The organism is Rahnella sp. CFA14(1/10) (assembly GCF_004195095.1).
GTDB lineage: Bacteria > Pseudomonadota > Gammaproteobacteria > Enterobacterales > Enterobacteriaceae > Rahnella > Rahnella perminowiae.
Window position 1 is genome coordinate 545,187 of the sequence record NZ_SEWS01000001.1, and the last position, 19,301, is coordinate 564,487.

General features: G+C 52.1%; 19 protein-coding genes. 13 read left to right on the top strand and 6 right to left on the bottom strand.

Features of this window, described 5'->3' with window-relative positions; translation table 11 throughout:
* Window positions 1–392: 392 nt before the first annotated feature.
* On the top strand, window positions 393–1,892 hold the full coding sequence (locus EVX52_RS02725; RefSeq protein WP_129951908.1) for an MFS transporter: 1,500 nt from the start codon (window positions 393–395) through the stop codon (window positions 1,890–1,892).
* A 119-nt stretch (window positions 1,893–2,011) separates the two neighbouring features.
* Here EVX52_RS02725 and EVX52_RS02730 read toward each other — a convergent pair whose 3' ends face one another.
* Both EVX52_RS02730 and EVX52_RS02735 read right to left on the bottom strand, forming a co-directional pair.
* On the bottom strand, window positions 2,012–3,118 hold the full coding sequence (locus EVX52_RS02730) for a suppressor of fused domain protein (protein WP_129951909.1): 1,107 nt from the start codon (window positions 3,116–3,118) through the stop codon (window positions 2,012–2,014).
* A gap of 140 nt (window positions 3,119–3,258) precedes the next feature.
* Window positions 3,259–4,155, bottom strand: coding sequence for a LysR family transcriptional regulator (locus EVX52_RS02735; RefSeq protein WP_129951910.1), 897 nt, complete (start codon window positions 4,153–4,155; stop codon window positions 3,259–3,261).
* A gap of 202 nt (window positions 4,156–4,357) precedes the next feature.
* Between EVX52_RS02735 and EVX52_RS02740 the strand changes: the two genes are divergently transcribed.
* From EVX52_RS02740 to abgT, 3 genes are all read left to right on the top strand, one after another.
* Entirely contained in the window at window positions 4,358–5,674 is a 1,317-nt protein-coding gene (locus EVX52_RS02740) for a M20 family metallo-hydrolase (protein ID WP_129990615.1), read from the top strand.
* Complete coding sequence (locus tag EVX52_RS02745; RefSeq protein WP_129990540.1) at window positions 5,674–7,128, top strand: M20 family metallopeptidase; 1,455 nt, start codon at window positions 5,674–5,676, stop codon at window positions 7,126–7,128. Before EVX52_RS02740 ends, EVX52_RS02745 begins: the two co-directional genes overlap by 1 nt.
* Before the next feature lie 93 nt (window positions 7,129–7,221).
* The gene (gene abgT, locus EVX52_RS02750) at window positions 7,222–8,745 is read left to right on the top strand and encodes a p-aminobenzoyl-glutamate transporter (protein WP_129990541.1); all 1,524 of its coding nucleotides are present in this window, start codon (window positions 7,222–7,224) and stop codon (window positions 8,743–8,745) included.
* A gap of 3 nt (window positions 8,746–8,748) precedes the next feature.
* On the opposite strand, the gene EVX52_RS02755 is transcribed toward abgT, so the two are convergent.
* Together EVX52_RS02755 and EVX52_RS02760 are read right to left on the bottom strand one after the other, a co-directional pair.
* A complete protein-coding gene (locus EVX52_RS02755) occupies window positions 8,749–9,615 on the bottom strand; it encodes an oxygenase MpaB family protein (protein ID WP_129951913.1) in 867 nt (288 codons plus the stop codon).
* A 17-nt stretch (window positions 9,616–9,632) separates the two neighbouring features.
* Window positions 9,633–10,292: a TetR/AcrR family transcriptional regulator gene (locus EVX52_RS02760; RefSeq protein ID WP_129951914.1), complete on the bottom strand. Its 660-nt coding sequence runs from the start codon at window positions 10,290–10,292 to the stop codon at window positions 9,633–9,635.
* A 198-nt stretch (window positions 10,293–10,490) separates the two neighbouring features.
* Here EVX52_RS02760 and EVX52_RS02765 point away from each other — a divergent pair, with 198 nt between their 5' ends.
* From EVX52_RS02765 to EVX52_RS02795, 7 genes are all read left to right on the top strand, one after another.
* Entirely contained in the window at window positions 10,491–10,748 is a 258-nt protein-coding gene (locus tag EVX52_RS02765) for a hypothetical protein (protein ID WP_129951916.1), read from the top strand.
* Window positions 10,749–11,162: 414 nt separating this feature from the next.
* Window positions 11,163–11,420 carry a YdgH/BhsA/McbA-like domain containing protein gene (locus EVX52_RS02770; RefSeq protein WP_129951918.1) on the top strand — a complete coding sequence of 86 codons (258 nt, stop codon included), beginning with the start codon at window positions 11,163–11,165 and terminating at the stop codon, window positions 11,418–11,420.
* Window positions 11,421–11,589: 169 nt separating this feature from the next.
* Window positions 11,590–11,847: a DUF1471 domain-containing protein gene (locus tag EVX52_RS02775; protein WP_129951920.1), complete on the top strand. Its 258-nt coding sequence runs from the start codon at window positions 11,590–11,592 to the stop codon at window positions 11,845–11,847.
* 152 nt (window positions 11,848–11,999) lie between these two features.
* Window positions 12,000–12,257 carry a DUF1471 domain-containing protein gene (locus tag EVX52_RS02780; RefSeq protein ID WP_129951921.1) on the top strand — a complete coding sequence of 86 codons (258 nt, stop codon included), beginning with the start codon at window positions 12,000–12,002 and terminating at the stop codon, window positions 12,255–12,257.
* A gap of 243 nt (window positions 12,258–12,500) precedes the next feature.
* Window positions 12,501–13,715 carry an MFS transporter gene (locus tag EVX52_RS02785; protein WP_129990542.1) on the top strand — a complete coding sequence of 405 codons (1,215 nt, stop codon included), beginning with the start codon at window positions 12,501–12,503 and terminating at the stop codon, window positions 13,713–13,715.
* A gap of 177 nt (window positions 13,716–13,892) precedes the next feature.
* Window positions 13,893–14,246: a type II toxin-antitoxin system RelE/ParE family toxin gene (locus tag EVX52_RS02790; RefSeq protein ID WP_129951924.1), complete on the top strand. Its 354-nt coding sequence runs from the start codon at window positions 13,893–13,895 to the stop codon at window positions 14,244–14,246.
* The gene (locus tag EVX52_RS02795) at window positions 14,230–14,568 is read left to right on the top strand and encodes a helix-turn-helix domain-containing protein (RefSeq protein WP_129990543.1); all 339 of its coding nucleotides are present in this window, start codon (window positions 14,230–14,232) and stop codon (window positions 14,566–14,568) included. Before EVX52_RS02790 ends, EVX52_RS02795 begins: the two co-directional genes overlap by 17 nt.
* Window positions 14,569–14,636: 68 nt before the next feature.
* On the opposite strand, the gene ddlA is transcribed toward EVX52_RS02795, so the two are convergent.
* Both ddlA and EVX52_RS02805 read right to left on the bottom strand, forming a co-directional pair.
* The gene (gene ddlA, locus EVX52_RS02800) at window positions 14,637–15,734 is read right to left on the bottom strand and encodes a D-alanine--D-alanine ligase (RefSeq protein WP_129990544.1); all 1,098 of its coding nucleotides are present in this window, start codon (window positions 15,732–15,734) and stop codon (window positions 14,637–14,639) included.
* Between the two features lie 73 nt (window positions 15,735–15,807).
* A complete protein-coding gene (locus tag EVX52_RS02805; RefSeq protein ID WP_129951928.1) occupies window positions 15,808–16,137 on the bottom strand; it encodes a DHCW motif cupin fold protein in 330 nt (109 codons plus the stop codon).
* Window positions 16,138–16,471: 334 nt separating this feature from the next.
* Between EVX52_RS02805 and EVX52_RS02810 the strand changes: the two genes are divergently transcribed.
* A complete protein-coding gene (locus EVX52_RS02810) occupies window positions 16,472–17,851 on the top strand; it encodes an NAD-dependent succinate-semialdehyde dehydrogenase (RefSeq protein WP_129951929.1) in 1,380 nt (459 codons plus the stop codon).
* A 282-nt stretch (window positions 17,852–18,133) separates the two neighbouring features.
* The gene (locus EVX52_RS02815) at window positions 18,134–19,255 is read left to right on the top strand and encodes a cupin domain-containing protein (RefSeq protein WP_129990545.1); all 1,122 of its coding nucleotides are present in this window, start codon (window positions 18,134–18,136) and stop codon (window positions 19,253–19,255) included.
* The last annotated feature ends 46 nt before the right edge of the window (window positions 19,256–19,301 follow it).

The following is a 19,301-nucleotide window of genomic DNA, read 5'->3' on the forward strand; positions in this document are numbered from 1 at the left end:
TCGGGTTATGTTGGTTTTGTCGCCCGGCGACTGCTCCGTCATTCAATCTGCTTTCATCGGTGAAAACTTTCGTTCGTGAAAACAAGCTGCTAACAAGAATAGTCCAATTTTGCGCAGGGGAATGGATGGTGATCTATAAAAGCAGGCGGTGATAGCCGGGTAAAATGCCGAAATGTACGAAGCTTATCCGTGAAATCGCTGAGGCGACGTGCCGGCGGGTCTGACCGGTGGCGGTAACGTGACCAGCACGATTTTATACTGGCTGACATACGCTTAGATCATTGGGTTTTAAGTTATAGCCATTTGTTTTCATGCAATGCTTAATCAGGACTTGTGACCGGTATCACCTCGCCTCTATGCTGGCTTTTTTGTCAAAAAGCGTAAACACAACAATGTCTGACTTAATTGCGGCCTCACAGACCGCCTCTTCAGGGGATTACAGCGCAGCCGACACGGCGACTGACCAGCCGGTGGTGATTCGTTCCGCTGCCGATATTACTCAGTTAGTGAACCGCGGCGCAGCGAAAATCAGCGACGCGCGCATCGTGATTGCTATCGCACTGGGCGGCGTTTTCCTCGACGCTTACGACCTCGGTGCGCTGGCCTTCGGGATGAAAGATATCACCCGCCAGTTCGGCCTGACACCTTCCGGCGCAGGCTTTGTGGCCTCGGCGATTACTTTCGGGGCGATTGTGGGCGCACTCTTCGGCGGCTATCTGACCGACAAAATCGGCCGTTACCGCGTCTTTATGGCCGATATGTTCTTCTTCGTCATTGCCGCTCTGGCCTGTGCCTTTGCACCCAATGAGTGGGTTCTCGGCGGATCACGCTTTGTGATGGGTCTCGGGGTCGGCATCGATTTACCGGTGGCGATGGCATTTCTGGCGGAGTTTTCAAAACTGCAGGGCCGCGGCAATAAAGCCTCGCGCGTGGCAATGTGGTGTCCGACGTGGTACGCGGCGATCAGCGTCTCCTATCTGCTGGTGCTGCTGCTTTACGCGGTGCTGCCCGCGACGCATACCGACTGGTTGTGGCGTCTGATCCTCGGTTTCGGCGCGGTGCCTGCGATTCTGATTATCGCTATCCGTCACCGCTATATGAATGAATCGCCGGTCTGGGCTGCCAATCAGGGTGACCTGCAAAGCGCTGCGGCAATCCTGCGTAAGTCTTACAACATTCACGCAGTCGTGGCTGAAGATGCGGACAAAGCACCGCAGGTGAAAGTGCGCAAAGCCGCATGGCGTAACTACGGCACGCTGTTGCAGGGTATTTATCTGCGCCGCACTGTGCTGGCGACCGTGACGGCAGTGGCTTCATCCTTTGCCTATAATGCGGTGGCTTTCGGGCTACCGGTTATCTTATCCAGCTTCCTGCAACAATCGATGATCAGCACTATCCTGTTCTCGCTCGGCCTGAACCTGTGCTTCGCCTTCGTCGGCGGCCTGATTGCGGTGCGGTATGTCTCGAAATTTGGTGCATGGAAAATGACCTATGCCGGTTACGCCTGTCAGTTGGTCGCGATGATCGGCCTGGCACTGGTCGGTCGCCCGGCAGATGGCGGTGAAGCAGCAATTTCCATCGCCATGCTGGCACTGTTCCTGTTCGGTCAGGGCTTCGGCCCGGGATCGCACACCATGACCTTTGCGTCACTGAGCTACCCGACATCACTGCGCGGCATGGGTGTCGGCTTCAACCAGACGCTGATGCGCGGCAGCTCGACGGTCTCGCTGTTCCTGTTCCCGGTACTTTCCGCAGCACTCGGCACCGGCGTGTTCTGGGTGATCGCGTTAGCGCCACTGGCGGGCTTAATCGTGCTGACAGCGGTACGCTGGGAACCGTCGGGATATGATGTGGATGCTGAGGATTTTCAGCAGGAAGTTAAACCAGTTTAGGTTTTTGCCTTGTTCCTCCCCCCGCGAAGGAAAGGATTTTCTTGCTTCTCCCCCTGCGAAGGGGGAGGGCGCAGATCGGTATTCTTACTCCTCTCGGTTAGAAAACTGAGAGAGTGTCATCAAACCACCGCGCTTCTCGGCGCAAACACATACCCGATATCGTTTTCGATCATCGCGGACACCAGCTCAAAACCGCCATTCGGTTTGGCCTGTGCAAACGCCAGTTCACTGGTGAACACCGGGCTGACCCAAAACTGATTCACCGGATCACCATAGATTTCCGGCAGGCGCATTTTGTCTGCCGGACCGCATAACGCCGAGGAAATGACGTGTCCTTCAAAACCGAGCGGTGCCATCGGTGACATCAGGGTGTGACCTTCACCCAGCCAGCTGAGCGTCGTCCAGGGGATCTGCGCATAACCGGATAAGGCACTGGCCATCTGCACGGCATTTTCTTCTGTCACATATTCTTTGCCGACCGAAAAAGCCAGCTCAATACGGCGGTGTTTTTCAGCCTCATCATTGAAAATAATATCGACTTGCGGCATCGGACGGATACTCATGCCAACCGTGAAGAAGTAATAATTTTCTTCATCTTCATGCTGGGAAATCGCCATCGGTGGCCAGTGCCCCTGGTTAATCAGATAATATTTCAGTGAAGGGCCAAAGCGGGCTTCGTAGGATTCCAGCAGCTTGCGCTGGATTTTCGGCCACGGATTGCTGAATTCATTTTGCCAGTCGCGCCAGAACAGACGGGTTTTTTCCGCCAGCTCACATTGCGTATTGGTCGAGGCTGAACCCAGCGGGAAGGTCAGCGGATTCTGTTTAATGCAACCGGCGGAATAACACACCGAATGATCGATATACAAACTCCAGCCGGGGATCACTGCCAGCAACAATCCCTGATACCACAATGCCGCGCCGTCATCGCTTTCATTCCACAGGATCTGGATTTGGGCCGGATCCAGCGGTGCTTCGCCTTCCAGATTGCGGCAATATTGCGCCGCCAGCATCGGGGCAATCCCCTGCTCCATCGCGTCGGTATCATCGTTCGCCGGTGCGGGCACCAGATTGCGAACCCAGCAGGCGCGCATTTTCGGAAAGCGGTCACGCAAATCTTCGCGGGCGAAAATATAGAAATACACCACGCGGTTGTCCTGCTCGACCAGCGCGGTCAGGGTTTGTTTGTCGTTACTGACTTCAGCAACAATGTCGGACTGGCGCATATGACCTCAACAATATAGGAAGTTTATTATTTCCTGTGAGGGTCAGTGTAAAGCGGATAAGCCAGCCCGATAACGGGCAATATTCCCAAAAAAGCCCGATAAATCATTAAAACAGGTGCTTTTTTGTCGAAATATCGACATCAGCGGCAATACATCCGAAACAGATGCGCCAGGTGCGCGGCCATCGGTGTGAGTGTGGTATCACGTCGCTGAATAAGATAGAACGTGGCTTTCGGCAGTGACAGATCGAGATCCAGCGCGATCAGGCTCTGACCGATCACCGGATCATTAATCGCATCAACGGACAATATGCTGAGAAAATCGGTTTTGGCGATCAGGCTGGTGCACGACATAAAGGTTTCACAAATCACGCTGATATTGGGTTCGGTATCCATTTCGCTGAACATTTCGCTGAGCAATTTATAATAACTTCCGCGTGGCGTCGGCATCGTCCAGTCGCAATGTAAAAGCGCCTGCATCGAGCGGGCGTTCTGCATCGGATGGCCGCGTCTTGCGACCACCCGATACTCTTTATCCATAAGTTTTTCATATAACAGTTCGTTATCAAAAGGGCCGTGATAATAGGTATTCACGGTGAAATCCAGCTCGCCCTGTCGCAGCTCGGGGATCATCGACACCAGTTGTCCCTCGGCTATCCGGACCTTCACATCGGGAAATTCGCGGTGAAAACGCTCAATCACTTCCGGCATGATGGTGCGGGCAATACTGGCACCCACGCCGATATTTACCCTGCCGCTGGTGCCGCCGAGACGCTGCGTGATGTCTTCCTGCGCCACCCTCAGCTCTTCCAGAATCAGGCTGGCGTGTTTAAAAAACGCGTCACCACAATCAGTTAGCGTCACACCCTGACGGCGGCGGACAAATAATTTCGTCCCCAGATTTTCTTCCAGCTCTTTAATCGATTTAGTCAGCGCGGGCTGCGAAAGATTCAGCACCCGGCTGGCGGCACGAATGCTGCCCTGACGTGCGACCGCAACAAACGCCCGCAACTGATGCATTTTTATTTGTGATGGCATGAGATTCTTTGATAACCCCTGATTATCACTAAAAAGATTTTGGCATCTTATATGCCCCGAACGCTTTATGTACATTAAAAATCTTATAAGGCCGCCTTTCGCCGCTTTCTGCGTGCGGCTCTGCACTTCCCAACGCTTTGATTTCCTCCTTTCTGCCGCTGCGCGGAAAGCCTGCATGTCTGTGTCAACAAGAGAGTCTGTGATGGTTAATGAGATTTCTGAACGTGTAGAAAAGCTGTTTCCTTCCCTGCAAAAGCAACGCCGTGACCTGCATAAATACGCCGAATCCGGCTGGCTGGAATTTCGTACCTCCACGCTGGTGGCCGATCGGCTGGAAAAACTGGGTTATTCACTGCAACTGGGCAAAGAAGTCATTGACGCGGATTCGCGTATGGGGCTGCCTTCCGCCGCTGTGCTGGCCGAACAAGAGCGGCGTGCTCTGGAACAAGGGGCGATTGCCCGCTGGATGCCACATTTCTCCGGCGGTTTCACCGGTATTGTCGCGACGCTGGAAACCGGTCGTCCCGGCCCGGTGATGGGTGTTCGTGTGGATATGGACGCGCTGGATTTATGCGAAGTCCTGGACGAGGCACACCGCCCGTTCCGGGAAGGATTTGCTTCGGCCAATAACGGCATGATGCACGCCTGCGGTCACGATGGCCACACTACCATTGGCCTCGGGCTGGCAGAAGTGCTGATGCAGGTGCGCGATCAGTTATGCGGCACCATCAAGCTGATTTTCCAGCCTGCCGAAGAAGGCACGCGCGGCGCAAAATCCATGGTTGAGGCGGGGGTGGTGGACGATGTGCAATATTTTACCGCTGTACATATCGGCACCGGCGTACCGGCTAATCACATTGTGTGCGGTAACGATACTTTCATGGCGACAACCAAGCTCGATGTGCACTTTACCGGCGTGGCTTCGCATGCAGGCGGCAAACCGGAAGACGGGCGCAACGCCCTGCTGGCGGCGGCACAGGCCACGCTGGGGTTGCATGCTATCCCACGCCACAGCGGCGGCAGCTCGCGGGTGAATGTCGGCGTGTTGCAGGCGGGCACCGGGCGCAATGTGGTGCCGTCCACCGCCATGATGAAAGTCGAGACACGCGGTTCCACCAATGAAGTAAATGATTTTATTTATCAGCAGGCGCTGAAAGTTATCTCCGGCGCAGCCGAAATGCATCAGGTGAAATTCGACATCAAACTGATGGGTGCGGCGCAAAGCAGCACACCAACGCCTGCCTGGGTAAATTACATTCACCGTCAGGCAGAAAAACTCGGCGAGTTCGAACAGATTATTGACCATCAGGAAGGGGCTGCCGGTTCAGAAGATGCCACTTACATGATGGAGCGCGTCAAAGCCCGTGGCGGTGAAGCCTCTTATGTCATTTTTGGCACGGATCTGAGCGCTGGTCATCACAATGAACTGTTTGATTTCGATGAGAAAGTGATATCTCAGGGCATCAAAACGCTGGCGGCCCTGGCACTGAATATCGCTGAATTCAAAGGGGATATTTAATGGCGACACAACAAAATATCGTCAATTTTATCAACGACTTTATTGATAACCAGCAACCTGCCCTGGCAGAAATCAGTGATGCAATCTGGGACCATCCGGAGACCCGTTTCGCGGAATCGTTCTCCTCAGCATTGCTGGCCGACAAACTGGAAGCCAGCGGCTTTAGCGTGGAACGCGGTGCCGGCGGCATGGAAACCGCATTCATCGCCAGTTCCGGCCAGGGCAAACCCGTGATCGCCCTGCTTGGCGAATTCGACGCACTGGCCGGTTTAAGCCAGAAAGCCGGTTGCGATGTGGCGCAGCCACAGGTGGAAAACGGTAACGGCCACGGCTGTGGTCATAACCTGCTCGGCACGGCGGCACTCGGTGGTGTGCTGGCAGTGAAAGCCTGGATGGAACGTGAAAAAATTCCGGGTACGGTACGTTTTTACGGTTGTCCGGGCGAAGAAGGCGGCTCCGGTAAAACGTTTATGGCCCGCGAAGGGCTGTTTGATGATGTCGATGCCGCACTGACCTGGCATCCGGAAACCTACAGCGGCATGTTCAGCAATCAGACGCTGGCCAATATTCAGGCGTCGTTCAGCTTTAAAGGCGTGTCCTCACACGCCGCTGCCGCGCCACACCTTGGCCGCAGCGCGCTGGATGCCCTGACGCTGATGAACACCGGTTCGAATTTCCTGCGCGAGCACATTATTCAGGAAGCACGCCTGCATTACGCCATCACCAACGCGGGGGGAATTTCGCCAAACGTGGTGCAGGCCGATGCCGAAGTGTTGTATCTGGTGCGCGCACCGCAAATGGATCAGGCGCAGGCAATTTTTGACCGCGTAGTGGATATCGCCAAAGGCGCAGCGCTGATGACCGGCACGCAGATGTCGATGCGCTTTGATAAAGCCTGTTCCAACTACGTGCCCAACCGCACACTGGAAAGCGCGATGTATCAGTACGTGCAGGCATTTGGCACACCGCATTACACCGCCGGAGAGCGGGCGTTTGCGGCATCAATTCATGCCACGCTGAGCGAACAGGATATCGATAACAATTTGCTGAATATCTCCCGCACCAGCGGCGCGGAAGGCGTGGAATTCGCCGACACCCTGCGCCATTCCCCGCTGACTGACCGCGTTGCCCCGTATGCCCCGAACGACAATATCCTCTACGGCTCAACGGATGTCGGCGATGTCAGCTGGCTGGTGCCGACGGCGCAATGCTTCAGCCCGTGTTTTGCTGTGGGATCGCCGCTGCACACCTGGCAAATCGTGTCACAGGGGCGAACATCCATTGCCCATAAAGGCATGTGCCTGGCGGCAAAAGTCATGTCATCAACTGCGATAGACCTGTTCTCCCGGCCGGATTTACTGGCGGCCTGTCAGAAAGAGCGTGATGCACAACGTGCACGACGTCCCTATCAATGCCCGATCCCGGCTGGCGTGAAACCGTCGCCGTTGAAATAAATCCCGAATGAGTACACCGCGTATTCGCACCCCGTTCCGGCGCAAATACGCGGCATAAATATAAAAAAGACAAACATGACAGAGGGTTAACAGATGAGTATTCAGGCGCAAGATTCCGGCCGGAGTCCGGGAGGATTTCTTCATTGGGTGGAACGTGTCGGGAATAAAATTCCCAACCCGTTTTTGTTATTTGTTTATCTGATCGCCGTGCTGATGGTCGCCAGTGCGGTAATTTCATGGCTGAATATTACGGCGGTGAACCCGACTAACGGTGATGTCATCCACGTAAAAAACCTGCTGAGTGTGACAGGCATTCAGTGGATTTTGCCGAACGTCATTAAAAACTTCAGCGGATTTACCCCGCTCGGCTCGATTCTGGCGCTGGTTATTGGTGCCGGACTGGCGGAGCGCGTCGGACTGCTGCAAAGCCTGATGTACAAAATGGCGTCCAAAGTCAATGCCCGTTACGCCAGTTACATGGTGATTTTTATCGCCTTCTTCAGCCATATTTCGTCTGATGCCGCACTGGTGGTGATGCCGCCGTTGGGCGCGTTAATTTTCCTCGCGGTCGGGCGTCATCCGGTGGCCGGTTTACTGGCGGCTATCGCCGGCGTCGGCTGCGGTTTCACGGCTAATCTGCTGATTGTGACTACCGATGTGTTGCTGTCGGGGCTCAGTACCGAGGCCGCGAAGGCGATTAATCCGGCGGTTCAGGTGAGCGTCATCGATAACTGGTACTTTATGGCTGCCTCCGTCATTGTGCTGACAATTGTGGGTGCCATTCTCACCGATAAATTCGTTGAACCGCGCCTGCCGGTGTATCACGGCGAGCGTAACGAAGAGATGAAAAAACTGACACCGGAACAGAATCGCGGCCTGATGGCGAGCGGTATTGCAGCATTGGTGTTTATCGCACTGGTGGCATTGCTGGTGGTGCCGGAAGCCGCACCGCTGCGCAATCCTAAAACCGGCGGTATCATCCCTTCGCCGTTTATTCAGGGCATCGTACCGCTGATTATTTTGTTCTTCTTTGTGATTTCTGTGCCTTACGGCATGGTAACAAAACAGATCCGCAGTGCCAGTGATGTGCCGAATTTGCTGGTGGATCCGATGAAATCCATGGCAGGTTTTATCGTGATGGTGTTCCCGCTCTCCCAGTTTGTGGCATTTTTCAACTGGAGCAATATGGGGAAATTTATGGCGATCGGGCTGACCGATGTGCTGGAAAACTTAGGCATGACCGGTATCCCGGCGTTCCTCGGCCTGATTTTCCTGTCGGCGTTGCTGTGTATGTTTATCGCCAGCGGCTCAGCAATCTGGTCGATTCTCGCACCGATTTTCGTGCCGATGTTTATGCTGCTCGGTTTTCATCCGGCGTTTGCGCAAATCGTATTCCGCGTTGCGGATTCGTCGGTGATCCCGCTCGCGCCCATGTCACCGTTTGTACCGCTGTTCCTCGGGTTTCTCCAGCGGTACAACAAAGAGGCGAAACTGGGTACCTATTATTCACTGGTGCTGCCGTATCCGGTTGTGTTTTTCGTCGTGTGGCTGCTGATGCTGGTGGGGTGGTATTTGCTGGGTCTGCCCATTGGTCCGGGCGTTTATCCGCATCTTTAACGGTCAGGTCAGACGTCCCATACGGCGCATGGCCCGGTGCCATGAGCCGTTTCTCACCGCCCAGCGCAGTACACCGGCAATACGGCGGGTGGCGAAACGAATCCTTCGGCGCTTTGGCGGGGAAAGGGAAATACCCAGTTGCGTCGCCGCCCATTCAGGCAATAACTCAATGCCAGCCTGGATCATCAGGCTGCCCACCGGTTTCGCCAGACGGCTCGGAGCCGGTGCATTCTGCAATAATTTCACCACTTCAAGCGTGCGTTCATCGCAGCGTAATTGCGGACGCATCGCCTGCAGATAATGTTCTACCGCATCGACACTCTGCGGCACATCTGCCGCACCCAGGCTTTTCGCCACACGGGAAAACTCCCGATAATAAAGGTTCTGCCCGGCCAGACTGAGCGAAGGGTTGCGATACCGCAAATGTGATTGCAGAAAGCTGTACGCTTCAGCCACGTGCACCCAGACCAGTAATTCCGGATCGCTGGCCGCATAAGGCGTGCCGTAAGCATCAGTACCCGTGACCCGCAAATGAATGGATTTTACTTTTTCGATTAATGCATTGGCATCATCCAGAGGCGCAAAAGTCGTACCCGAGATAAACTGACTGGTGCGACGAAGCCGCCCGAGCATATCTTCACGAAATGAGGAATGATCCCAGACACCGGCAAGCGCCAGCGGATGAAGCATCTGCAGCAGCAAGGCACTGACGCCGCCGCAAAGCATGGACGAGAAATCTCCGTGAATTCGCCAGGTGATGCTTTCAGGGCCAAACAGCCCCGGGTCACCCGGCGGATCCTCAAAGTCTATGCCGCCTAACGCCAGGCCCGAAATACTCAGTACCTGACGTTCTATTCTCTTTCTCAACAATTATCTTAACTCAGTGGTTAATGTTCGGCCTGACTGACTGCCGTCGCTTTGGTCAGTTCCGGCCACAGGTTCATAACCACATCAATCAGGCGGTTCAGTTCATCCGCACTCGCGCCATCACGGGCCTGTACGGAGAAGCCCTGAATGGTGCAGGCCAGGTATTTCGCCAGCAGGGCGCTGTCGCTTGCCGCTGTCAGATCACCACTGTGTTTTTTCTTCTCGAAATATTCAAACAGAGTACGTTCCTGCGAAAGATGGCGCGCACGCAACATTTCGGCAATATCCGCTGATGACGAAGACATGCCGGATGATGCGCTGATCATAAAGCAGCCACTTGGCGTGTCACAATCGGTAAACAGTTCGACGATGGCACGCAAATAGCGCCCGACCGTATCCTCAACGGACAAATCTGTTCTGCTCAGTAAACACGAGCTCTTTTCGTAAAAGTTTTTCAGATAATGTTCAACGGCTGCGCGGAAAAGCCCTTCTTTGTTACCAAATTCAGCATACAAAGTTGGCGCTTTTGCACCGGTTGCTTCGACCAAATCGGCTAATGAAGTGGCCTCGTAACCATGGCGCCAGAATAAATTCAGGGCCTTGCTCAGAGCAGTTCCACGATCGAACTGTTTTGGGCGCCCGCGACTTTTCCGGACCAAAGCCGTCTGTTCAGTGCTCATACACCCTCCTTCCATCACCATTGTGATTATGGTTATTAAATTTTTATAGAAATAACTTAACGATCATTATTAAAAATAGTTGCGCACAAGTCCAGCGGAGTTTATTATTTAATTATCGAGCGATAAGAAAATCGCTCAAACCCGCAAAACTGCGCAGCTAAAAACGCTTTTTAAGCATACTATCCAGGACGTAACATCATGAGTAACTTCAAAATCCTTCTTGCAGTTCTGGCATTAACCGCTGTGCCGGTTGCCAATGTTGCCGCACAGCAGGTTATCATGATGCCTTTACAGAGTCAGGAAGTGAGGATGGTCAATGTGACCGGTGACAGTAACTTCTGTAACCCGGGCACCTGTACGAATAAAAAAATCGAACAGGGCCGTATTCCTACTTCTCCTACTCAGCCACCTGCACCCTCGATCCCAAGCCATCGGCCCGCTTCTATTTACTACTAACGAACGCGGTGCCTGACGACAAAGAGTCGGGGCAGGAATAATGATAAGGCGGCTAATGTCGCCTTATCTTTTTATCAGCCGCCCCTGTTTTATCACCCTATCCGGTCAGAACCAACCATTAACTTAGCGATCATTAAAGATTCATTCAGCAAAATTATGCATAAAGGATTTCCCATCCTTCGCATCAATCATTTTAAAAACAATAAATTAACAAAATAAAAACAATGCAGGCATTTAATGTGATATTCATCACAGCACGATTAGTTAACGATCATTAAAAAAACATCTTGCACAAACTCCCAACACTCCCTATCATTTACTTATCGAACGTTAACTAATAACTAACGTTGACCCAAAACTGAGGTTCCTGAAGAAGGCACCCCAAATAAAAACTGAAGAACAGGAATTAACACCATGAAAAATATCGCTATGACAATCGCTGCACTGACACTTGCTACGGCTTCTTTCTCTACCTTAGCGGCAACTGAAGTTCAGTCTGCACCTGCAGGTGAGCAAACTATCGGTACTGTCAGCGCCTCTTCAAACGGTAACCTGAGTACATTGCAGTCCAAACTGAATGCAAAAGCTACTGAAGCTGGCGCAACCTCATACCGTATCATCGGGGCTTCTGGTGAAAACCATCTGTACGGTACTGCTGAGCTGTACAAATAAGTTCTGAAGGTGCTGTTAGCATATTGTTCCGCACAATAAGTTAACGATTAATAAATAAATGAGTTGCACAGAATGTGATCCCGGTCTAACATTTACTTATCAACTGTTAATAAATAACAGTCGGACCGAATAATCACCTGCTGATAAACAGATAAAAAGGAAAACTACCATGAAAAATATCGCCATGACTTTAGCCGCAATCGCACTTGCTACTGCTTCTTTCTCGACTCTGGCTGCGTCTGAAGTTCAGTCTGCACCAGAAGGTCAGCAAGCAATTGGTGTGGTAAGTGCTTCTTCAAGCAATGATTTATCAAGCCTGCAGAATAAACTGAATGCCAAAGCCAATGAAGCGGGTGCAAGCTCATACCGCATCATCGGGGCTTCAGGTGATAACCACCTGTACGGTACTGCTGAACTGTATAAATAAGCATAAAGTACCTGCCATTTTAGGGTAAAACGGCATTTAGTTAACGATTAATAAGCTAGATGTTGTATCGGACAGACGAGAGCTTTGCACATTAAATGAACGTTGATGACAACGCCTGGCAAAGCTTAAAAATACGAAATGAGGAAAATATCATGAAAAACTTAACAATGACCCTTGCAGCTATCGCACTGGCAACCGCTTCATTCTCCACTCTGGCTGCAACAGAAGTTCAGTCAGCGCCGGCAGGTCAGCAACCGATTGGTGTTGTCAGTGCAACATCCGGTAACAGCCTGAGCAGCCTGCAAAACAAACTGAATGCTAAAGCCAGCGAAGCCGGTGCCAGCTCTTACCGTATCATCGGTGCTTCAGGCGATAACCACCTGTACGGCACAGCTGAACTGTATAAATAAGCTGTAATAAGCAATAAAAAGCAGTAAGCAGAAGAGGCGGCGTTTGCCGCCTTTTTCGTGTCTGTGTTACTGAAAATTTCCCGAAAGCCTCCCCGCCTGCCTGACCTTGTGCTACATTTTCCTCTTCTTTTGCCTTCAGGTTCTGCTTCCCAATGTAACGAATTCTCATCACTAACATTTTTTCTTCTCCCGTTGCCTGCGTGCAAGGCGGGGTTTGTGTTATTTCTGATGAGAATCTTTCAAATGAATTCGTTATTGATTGCGCTCGTACGCGCACTTCGCAGCCATTGCTGGCTGCGGTTGCTGGGTTGTGCCTTTATTTTATCCTCTCTGGGCAATGGCCTGACGCAGGTCATGGTATTTGGCCAATTGCTGCGCTGGAATGCCTCCCCCGGCACGCTGACTTTCGCTTATATGCTGGCAACCTTGCCCGGCTTTATTGGAAGTGTTTGGGGCGAACGTTTGTGCAGGAAGATGTCGCCGCTGCGAATTTTGATCCTGACTGAAATATTTGGCATGGTGGCACTGGTATTTCCACTGTACGGTCTGCTGTCACATCATATTCCCGCACTGCTGGTCATTCAGTCTGCTGAAGCGTTATTCAGCGGGATGAGTTATCCGGCGCTCACCTTGCTATTCAAACGCGGGCTAAGCGCTGAGGAGTTACCGGCGGCGACGGCAATGGAAACGCTGATTTTTTCTGCGCAGGTTTTGCTTGGCACCGGCGCCGGGGTTTTGCTGTTCAATGTTGTTTCGCCGCTGTGCATTTTACTGCTCGATGCGCTGAGTTTTGCCGCATCTGCTATTTTGCTTCTGACCACCCGGAAAAAATTTCGGGTCAGGGACGCTCAAACAATGGCGGCTGATTTTCCTGCACACCTGCCATTGCATTGGAAACATTACTCCCCGCTGCAAAAACAAAGCATCTTGCTGTTACCGGCGCTCGCCGCTGTCGGTTCTCCCGCGATGGCATTATTACCCGCACTCGTGCAGCAAATTCGCCCTGAAGAAACCACCGGTCTGGCACTCCCTTTGCTGTTTGCCCGCAGCCTCGGGCAACTATTCGGCCCGCTGCTGCTCAGTGCTGACAAACTCCGGCAGTTCAGCACCAGTAACAGACGAATATTGTTATGCCTGATGTTATTTCTGGGGGGATACTTTCTGCTTTCCCCCCTGTCAGCCTGGCCGGCAGTCAGTCTGGCGTTAATTTTTAGTGCTCACCTGGCCTCAAACGTGGTGTTCGCATTAGGCACTTTCGGCGTGCTGCAAAATTTTACGGGCAGACAGGTCGCCACAGCCAGCGCGCTGGCCTGGCGCGGACAAGTTATGGTGGCGGGTTTAGCCACCGGCGCCGCCGGTTTACTGGCAGAAAGTATCGGCGCAACCGGCGCGCTTTATAGCATTTCTCTTGCCAGTCTGACCGGCGTTGTTATCTTACTCTGGCGCTACAGGACGTAATCAGAAAACACAAAAGGCAGGGATTTCCTCCCTGCCTTTTAACACCGTATAAACGCTTTCTTTCGGCACATCTCGCAAGAATTCTCCTTAATTATCTCACCCCCTTTTAGCTGCCGTATAAAGACGTTGGCATAAGGCCCATTTAGGTATAAAATTTTATACACAAGGGAAGTGACGGTGATTAAAGATATCGACTGGCGTGGAAGTTCGTTGAAGGACTTACGTGATTTTCCCACAGACGCCAGAAAAAGAGCGGGCTATGAGCTTGAGCAAATTCAGCAAGGGCTTCCCCCAACACAATGGAAGTCAGTCAGCGACTGGGGTACTGGCGTGGTTGAAATCAAACTCGATGTACGCGCCGGTACTTTTAGGGTTGTCTATCTCGCTAAATTCGACGAGGCCATTTACATCCTGCACTGCTTTGCGAAAAAGAATCAGCAAACCAGCCCGAAAGATATTTCCATTATAAAAAGCCGCTATGCCCAAATTGTACGGGAGCGCCACAGGAGAGAAAATGAAAAAGGATATTGATGTCGCATCACGACATATCACGCAAGCAGGCGGAAATGTGTTCGCCGATTTGGGATTCAGCGCTGTCGAAGCCCAGGCTTTACATGCAGATTCACAGAGTAAAATTGCTCATACTCTGGCGCTCAAAGAGCAACTGATGACGGAAATTGGCCTCTGGATCATCCATCAGAATCTGCGGCAGAGCGATGCTGCAAAAGTTTTACAAGTTTCGCGCCCGCGCGTTTCTGACGTCGTAAACAAAAAGACGGATAAATTTACGCTTGATGCCCTGATTCTGATGCTGAGCCTGGCCGGAAAACAGGTGAAGCTGGTGGTTGAATAATCAGCAAGGTAAACACAAAAGGCAGGGATTTCCTCCCTGCCTTCTTCGTATTGCCTTAAACCAGCCGGTCAGTTAGCCGAGCTTTTCAACTGATTATTCTGCTGATGTTGCTCCATCGCCAGCGCGATCAGGCGCGTGATCAGATCACGGTAACCTAAACCACTGGCGGCCCAGAGTTTCGGATACATACTGATATTGGTGAAGCCCGGCAAGGTATTAATTTCATTGATGACGACTTCATCCTGTTCTGTCAGGAAAACGTCCACACGTGCCATGCCGCGACACTCCAGCACCTGAAATGCCTGCAAGGCGATGGCGCGGATACGATCATGGGTTTCCTGCGGTAAATCAGCCGGAACAGCGATGGACGCGCCAGTTTCGTTGATGTATTTGGTATCGTAGGAATAAAATCCGTCATGCAGGATCACTTCGCCGCACACGCTGGCCTGCGGGTGATCATTACCTAATACAGCGCATTCAATTTCACGACCTTTGATAGCCGACTCCACCAGCACTTTGTGGTCGAAGCTGAATGCTTCATCCAGAGCACGCTGATAGCTCTCTTCATCGCTGACTTTACTGACGCCCACCGATGAGCCCTGATTTGCCGGTTTGATAAACAGCGGCAGGCCGAGTTGTTGCGAAACACTGGCAAAGGTATTTTTCTGACGATTCACTCGCGTGAGGCACACGAAAGGAGCAACGGCCAGACCGGCATCACGCAGCAAACGCTTGGTGACATCTTTATCCATACTGACGGCGGAGCCCAGTACGCCGGAGCCGACGAAGGCTATATTTGCCATACGCAGCAGCCCCTGCAGGGAACCATCTTCCCCCAGCGTTCCATGCACAATCGGGAAGATGACATCCACCTGCGACAATGCGCTGGCGCTGTGGGTTTCGATTAGCTGATTCTCGGTCTGGCCCGGGATCAGCGCAACCTGGTTATTCGAGCGATTCAGGGCAATCAGCGACGGATTTTCAGCATTGATCAGGTAATTACTGGCGTCATTAATGTGCCACTCCCCTTTCTTATCAATACCCAGTAATGTCACATCAAAGCGTTCTTTATCAATCGCATCCACGATATTTTTTGCCGACTGCAGTGACACTTCATGCTCTGCCGATTTACCACCAAAAATAATACCAACCCGTAATTTACTCACCTGCTGCTCCTTGCCGTCTGCCTCAGCAGACGGCGAATGTTTCTATAAACAACCACGCAATAAACCAACACGACTAATCAACAACAAACAGTTTCGCGCCAACCGGTGTAGATGAACGGTGTGCTTCGGCATTGTCCGCTACCTGATAACTCATGCCCGGCGATAAGGTGAACGTACGTCCATCTTCAAGGCGTGTATGAAGCTCCCCTTCAAGGCAGAACAAAACATGGCCTTTACTACACCAGTGATCAGCCACATAGCCTGCTGAATATTCAACGATACGCACACGGATATCGCCAAATTTTTGCGTACGCCACAGCGCCATGCCGGTATCACCAGGATGTTGCGTTGGCGTGACATCACTCCAGTCAGTCGTGCAAAACGGAATCGCATCAAGCTTCATGAATTTCTCAGTGTCGGGAAAGGGAAGGAAAGTCAGCATAAAAGTGAGCGGTAAATTTATCAATCGCTTGCTGAAAACAATTCATTTACTGCCAGTCGCAAAGTTACGTAAAGGCGATTGTTCTTAGAGACAGGCGACAGCAGGCGTATGGCAAGGCCAGTGAGAAAAAAGGACAGAACGCGTCATACCGTTGTGTTGCATGAGATGTCTGTGGGACAGGGGTCACATTTTTTCGACTATGCTTAATGTTCTGTTGAGAACGCAAAAGGCGTACGCACCTCAATTCCAACGTGCCGTTGTTTTCGACGACACGCCACAAAACAAGGAGCAACACATGCCATATCAGACAATAAATCCGTTCAACAATAAGCTCATCAAAGAATATCCAACACATAACGATCAGCAGGTTGAAGAGGCGCTCTCTGCAGCCCATGCTTTATATAAATCTGACTGGGGTCAGGGCGATATTAAGCAACGCGTTAAAGTACTGCATAAATTATCCGAACTGATGGCTTCCCGCGTTGATGAACTGGCGGAAGTGATCAGTGTAGAAATGGGCAAACTTATCGGTCAGAGTCGTGGCGAAGTGCAGATTTGCGCGGATATTGCGAAATTCTATGCCGAAAATGCAGAAGAGTTCCTCAAACCTGTGCCGTATAAATCCGATCTCGGCGAAGCCTGGGTCGAGCATCACCCGATTGGGGTGATCCTGGCCGTCGAGCCGTGGAATTTTCCGTTCTACCAGTTAATGCGCGTACTGGCACCGAATCTGGCCTCCGGTAACAGCGTGGTGGTCAAACACGCCAGCATCGTTCCCCATTGTGCGGAAACCTTTGAGAAACTGGTTACCGAAGCGGGGGCGCCAAAAGGCGCTTATACCAACCTGTTTATTTCTCAGGATCAGGTCAGTGCCATCATTGATGATGACCGCGTTCAGGGTGTCGCGCTGACCGGTTCGGAAAAAGCCGGTGCGATCGTGGCTTCACGGGCGGCCTCTAAGCTGAAGAAATCAACGCTGGAACTCGGCGGTAATGACGTGTTTGCCGTACTCGATGATGCCGATATCGATAAAGCCGCCAAAGCCGGTGCGCAGGCTCGTGTTTCCAACGCCGGGCAGGTGTGTACGGCGGCCAAACGTTTCATTATTCATGAAAAAGTTGCCGATGAATTCCTTCAAAAATTCACCGGACACTTTAAGGCACTGAAGACCGGCGACCCGCTGGATACATCCACCACGCTGGGGCCGCTGTCCTCTGCAGAAGCGGTGAAAACGCTGAGTGAACAAGTGGATAATGCTGTGAAACACGGGGCGAAACTGCACTTTGGCGGAAAAAAAGTGGCAGACAATCCGGGCAACTTCTTTGAACCAACGATTCTGACGCACATTACCCGCGATAATCCGGCCTATTTTGAGGAATTCTTTGGCCCGGTCGCACAGGTGTATGTAGTGAAAAATGATGAGGAACTGGTGAAACTGGCCAACGACTCACATTACGGCCTTGGCGGTTCACTGTTCACCTCCGATTTGTCTCGCGCCCGTAAGCTGGCCAGCCAGATTGAAACCGGTATGGTATACGTCAACTCACCTACAGATACCGCAGCGGAACTGCCGTTCGGCGGCGTGAAACGCTCCGGATTCGGCCGCGAACTCTCCGATCTTGGTATCAAAGAATTTGTGAACCAGAAACTGGTCGTGCTGGCCGCGAAGTCATAAATATTTCAACCAGAGTTCTATACCCAAAATAATTCGGGCTGCAGGACAAAAGCTTCAGCTTTTGAGCAGCGCTTGTGCTGGCCCTAATAGGGCAAGGCTTGCCGGGTAACGCGGCAAGTGAAGGGTCCCGATGAGCTTATTCAGGTAAGTGATTCGGGTCACTGAACGTAGCCAACGCATCTGCGGTTCGAATTATGATGGGTAGCCTTGACCCACAACAAAGCGCGGTAACTTGCACCCTCTCTATAATCAGGCCCGTTTGTCTTCCCACTGGTAAATCACATGGCTTATGAACTCAATCTGAACTGGCCGGAATTTCTCGAAAAATACTGGCAAAAAAAACCTGTTGTTATTAAAAAAGCCTTCCCGAATTTTGTCGATCCGATAAGTCCGGATGAACTTGCTGGCCTGGCGATGGAACCGGAAGTGGACAGCCGCCTGGTGAGCCATAAGAACGGTGAATGGCAGGCAAGCAATGGTCCTTTTGAAGATTTTGACGGTCTGGGTGAAACCGGCTGGTCATTGCTGGCACAGGCCGTAAACCACTGGCATTTGCCTGCGGCTGAACTGGTAAAACCTTTTCGCGTATTGCCGGACTGGCGTTTAGACGATCTGATGATTTCATATTCTGTGCCCGGCGGCGGCGTCGGCCCGCACATCGATCAGTATGACGTCTTTATCATTCAGGGCATGGGCAGCCGTCGGTGGCGTGTGGGTGATGCCTTGCCGATGCGTCAGTTCTGCCCGCATCCGGCGTTACTGCATGTAGATCCGTTCACGCCAATCATTGATGAAGATCTTGAGCCGGGCGATATTCTGTATATCCCGCCGGGCTTTCCGCACGACGGCTTTACCCATGAAACCGCCCTCAACTATTCCGTCGGTTTCCGTGGCCCTAACAGCCGTGATTTCATCAGCAGCTTTGCTGACTACGCGCTGGAAAACGATCTGGGCGGCAGTCATTACAGCGATCCGGATTTAACGCTGCGTGACCACGTCGGTAAAGTGGAAGAGTATGAGCTGGAACGCGTACACCAGATGATGGTTGAGCTGTTAAACCAGCCGGAAGATTTCAAACAATGGTTTGGCCGTTTTGCCACCACGCCGCGCCATGAACTGGATATCGCGCCGGCCGAACCGCCATACGAATCACATGAAATTGTCGATGCGCTGATGCAGGGTGAAAACCTGGTGCGCCTGAGTGGTCTGCGAGTCCTCAACGTCGGCGAACGTTTCTTTGTCAACGGCGAGCCGCTGGAAACGTCCCGGTATGCTGCCGCTGATGCGCTGTGCCGCTATACGCTGATCGGTAAAGCAGAACTGGGGGCTGCCCTGCAGGATCCTGAATTTGTCGCTCTGTTAACAGATCTGGTGAATCAGGGCTACTGGTACTTCGACGCGTAATCTGCCCGGGGTTCAGTCACGATAAAAGGCGGCGTCCCTGAAGACG

Coding starts and splice junctions, on each gene's coding strand:
- EVX52_RS02760 (WP_129951914.1), bottom strand. CDS start 10,292: ATGAGCACTGAACAGACGGCTTTGGTCCGGAAAAGTCGCGGGCGCCCA.
- EVX52_RS02785 (WP_129990542.1), top strand. CDS start 12,501: ATGAATTCGTTATTGATTGCGCTCGTACGCGCACTTCGCAGCCATTGC.
- EVX52_RS02765 (WP_129951916.1), top strand. CDS start 10,491: ATGAGTAACTTCAAAATCCTTCTTGCAGTTCTGGCATTAACCGCTGTG.
- EVX52_RS02735 (WP_129951910.1), bottom strand. CDS start 4,155: ATGCCATCACAAATAAAAATGCATCAGTTGCGGGCGTTTGTTGCGGTC.
- EVX52_RS02725 (WP_129951908.1), top strand. CDS start 393: ATGTCTGACTTAATTGCGGCCTCACAGACCGCCTCTTCAGGGGATTAC.
- EVX52_RS02745 (WP_129990540.1), top strand. CDS start 5,674: ATGGCGACACAACAAAATATCGTCAATTTTATCAACGACTTTATTGAT.
- EVX52_RS02770 (WP_129951918.1), top strand. CDS start 11,163: ATGAAAAATATCGCTATGACAATCGCTGCACTGACACTTGCTACGGCT.
- EVX52_RS02740 (WP_129990615.1), top strand. CDS start 4,358: ATGGTTAATGAGATTTCTGAACGTGTAGAAAAGCTGTTTCCTTCCCTG.
- EVX52_RS02805 (WP_129951928.1), bottom strand. CDS start 16,137: ATGAAGCTTGATGCGATTCCGTTTTGCACGACTGACTGGAGTGATGTC.
- EVX52_RS02810 (WP_129951929.1), top strand. CDS start 16,472: ATGCCATATCAGACAATAAATCCGTTCAACAATAAGCTCATCAAAGAA.
- EVX52_RS02780 (WP_129951921.1), top strand. CDS start 12,000: ATGAAAAACTTAACAATGACCCTTGCAGCTATCGCACTGGCAACCGCT.
- EVX52_RS02730 (WP_129951909.1), bottom strand. CDS start 3,118: ATGCGCCAGTCCGACATTGTTGCTGAAGTCAGTAACGACAAACAAACC.
- EVX52_RS02815 (WP_129990545.1), top strand. CDS start 18,134: ATGGCTTATGAACTCAATCTGAACTGGCCGGAATTTCTCGAAAAATAC.
- EVX52_RS02795 (WP_129990543.1), top strand. CDS start 14,230: ATGAAAAAGGATATTGATGTCGCATCACGACATATCACGCAAGCAGGC.
- abgT (WP_129990541.1), top strand. CDS start 7,222: ATGAGTATTCAGGCGCAAGATTCCGGCCGGAGTCCGGGAGGATTTCTT.
- EVX52_RS02775 (WP_129951920.1), top strand. CDS start 11,590: ATGAAAAATATCGCCATGACTTTAGCCGCAATCGCACTTGCTACTGCT.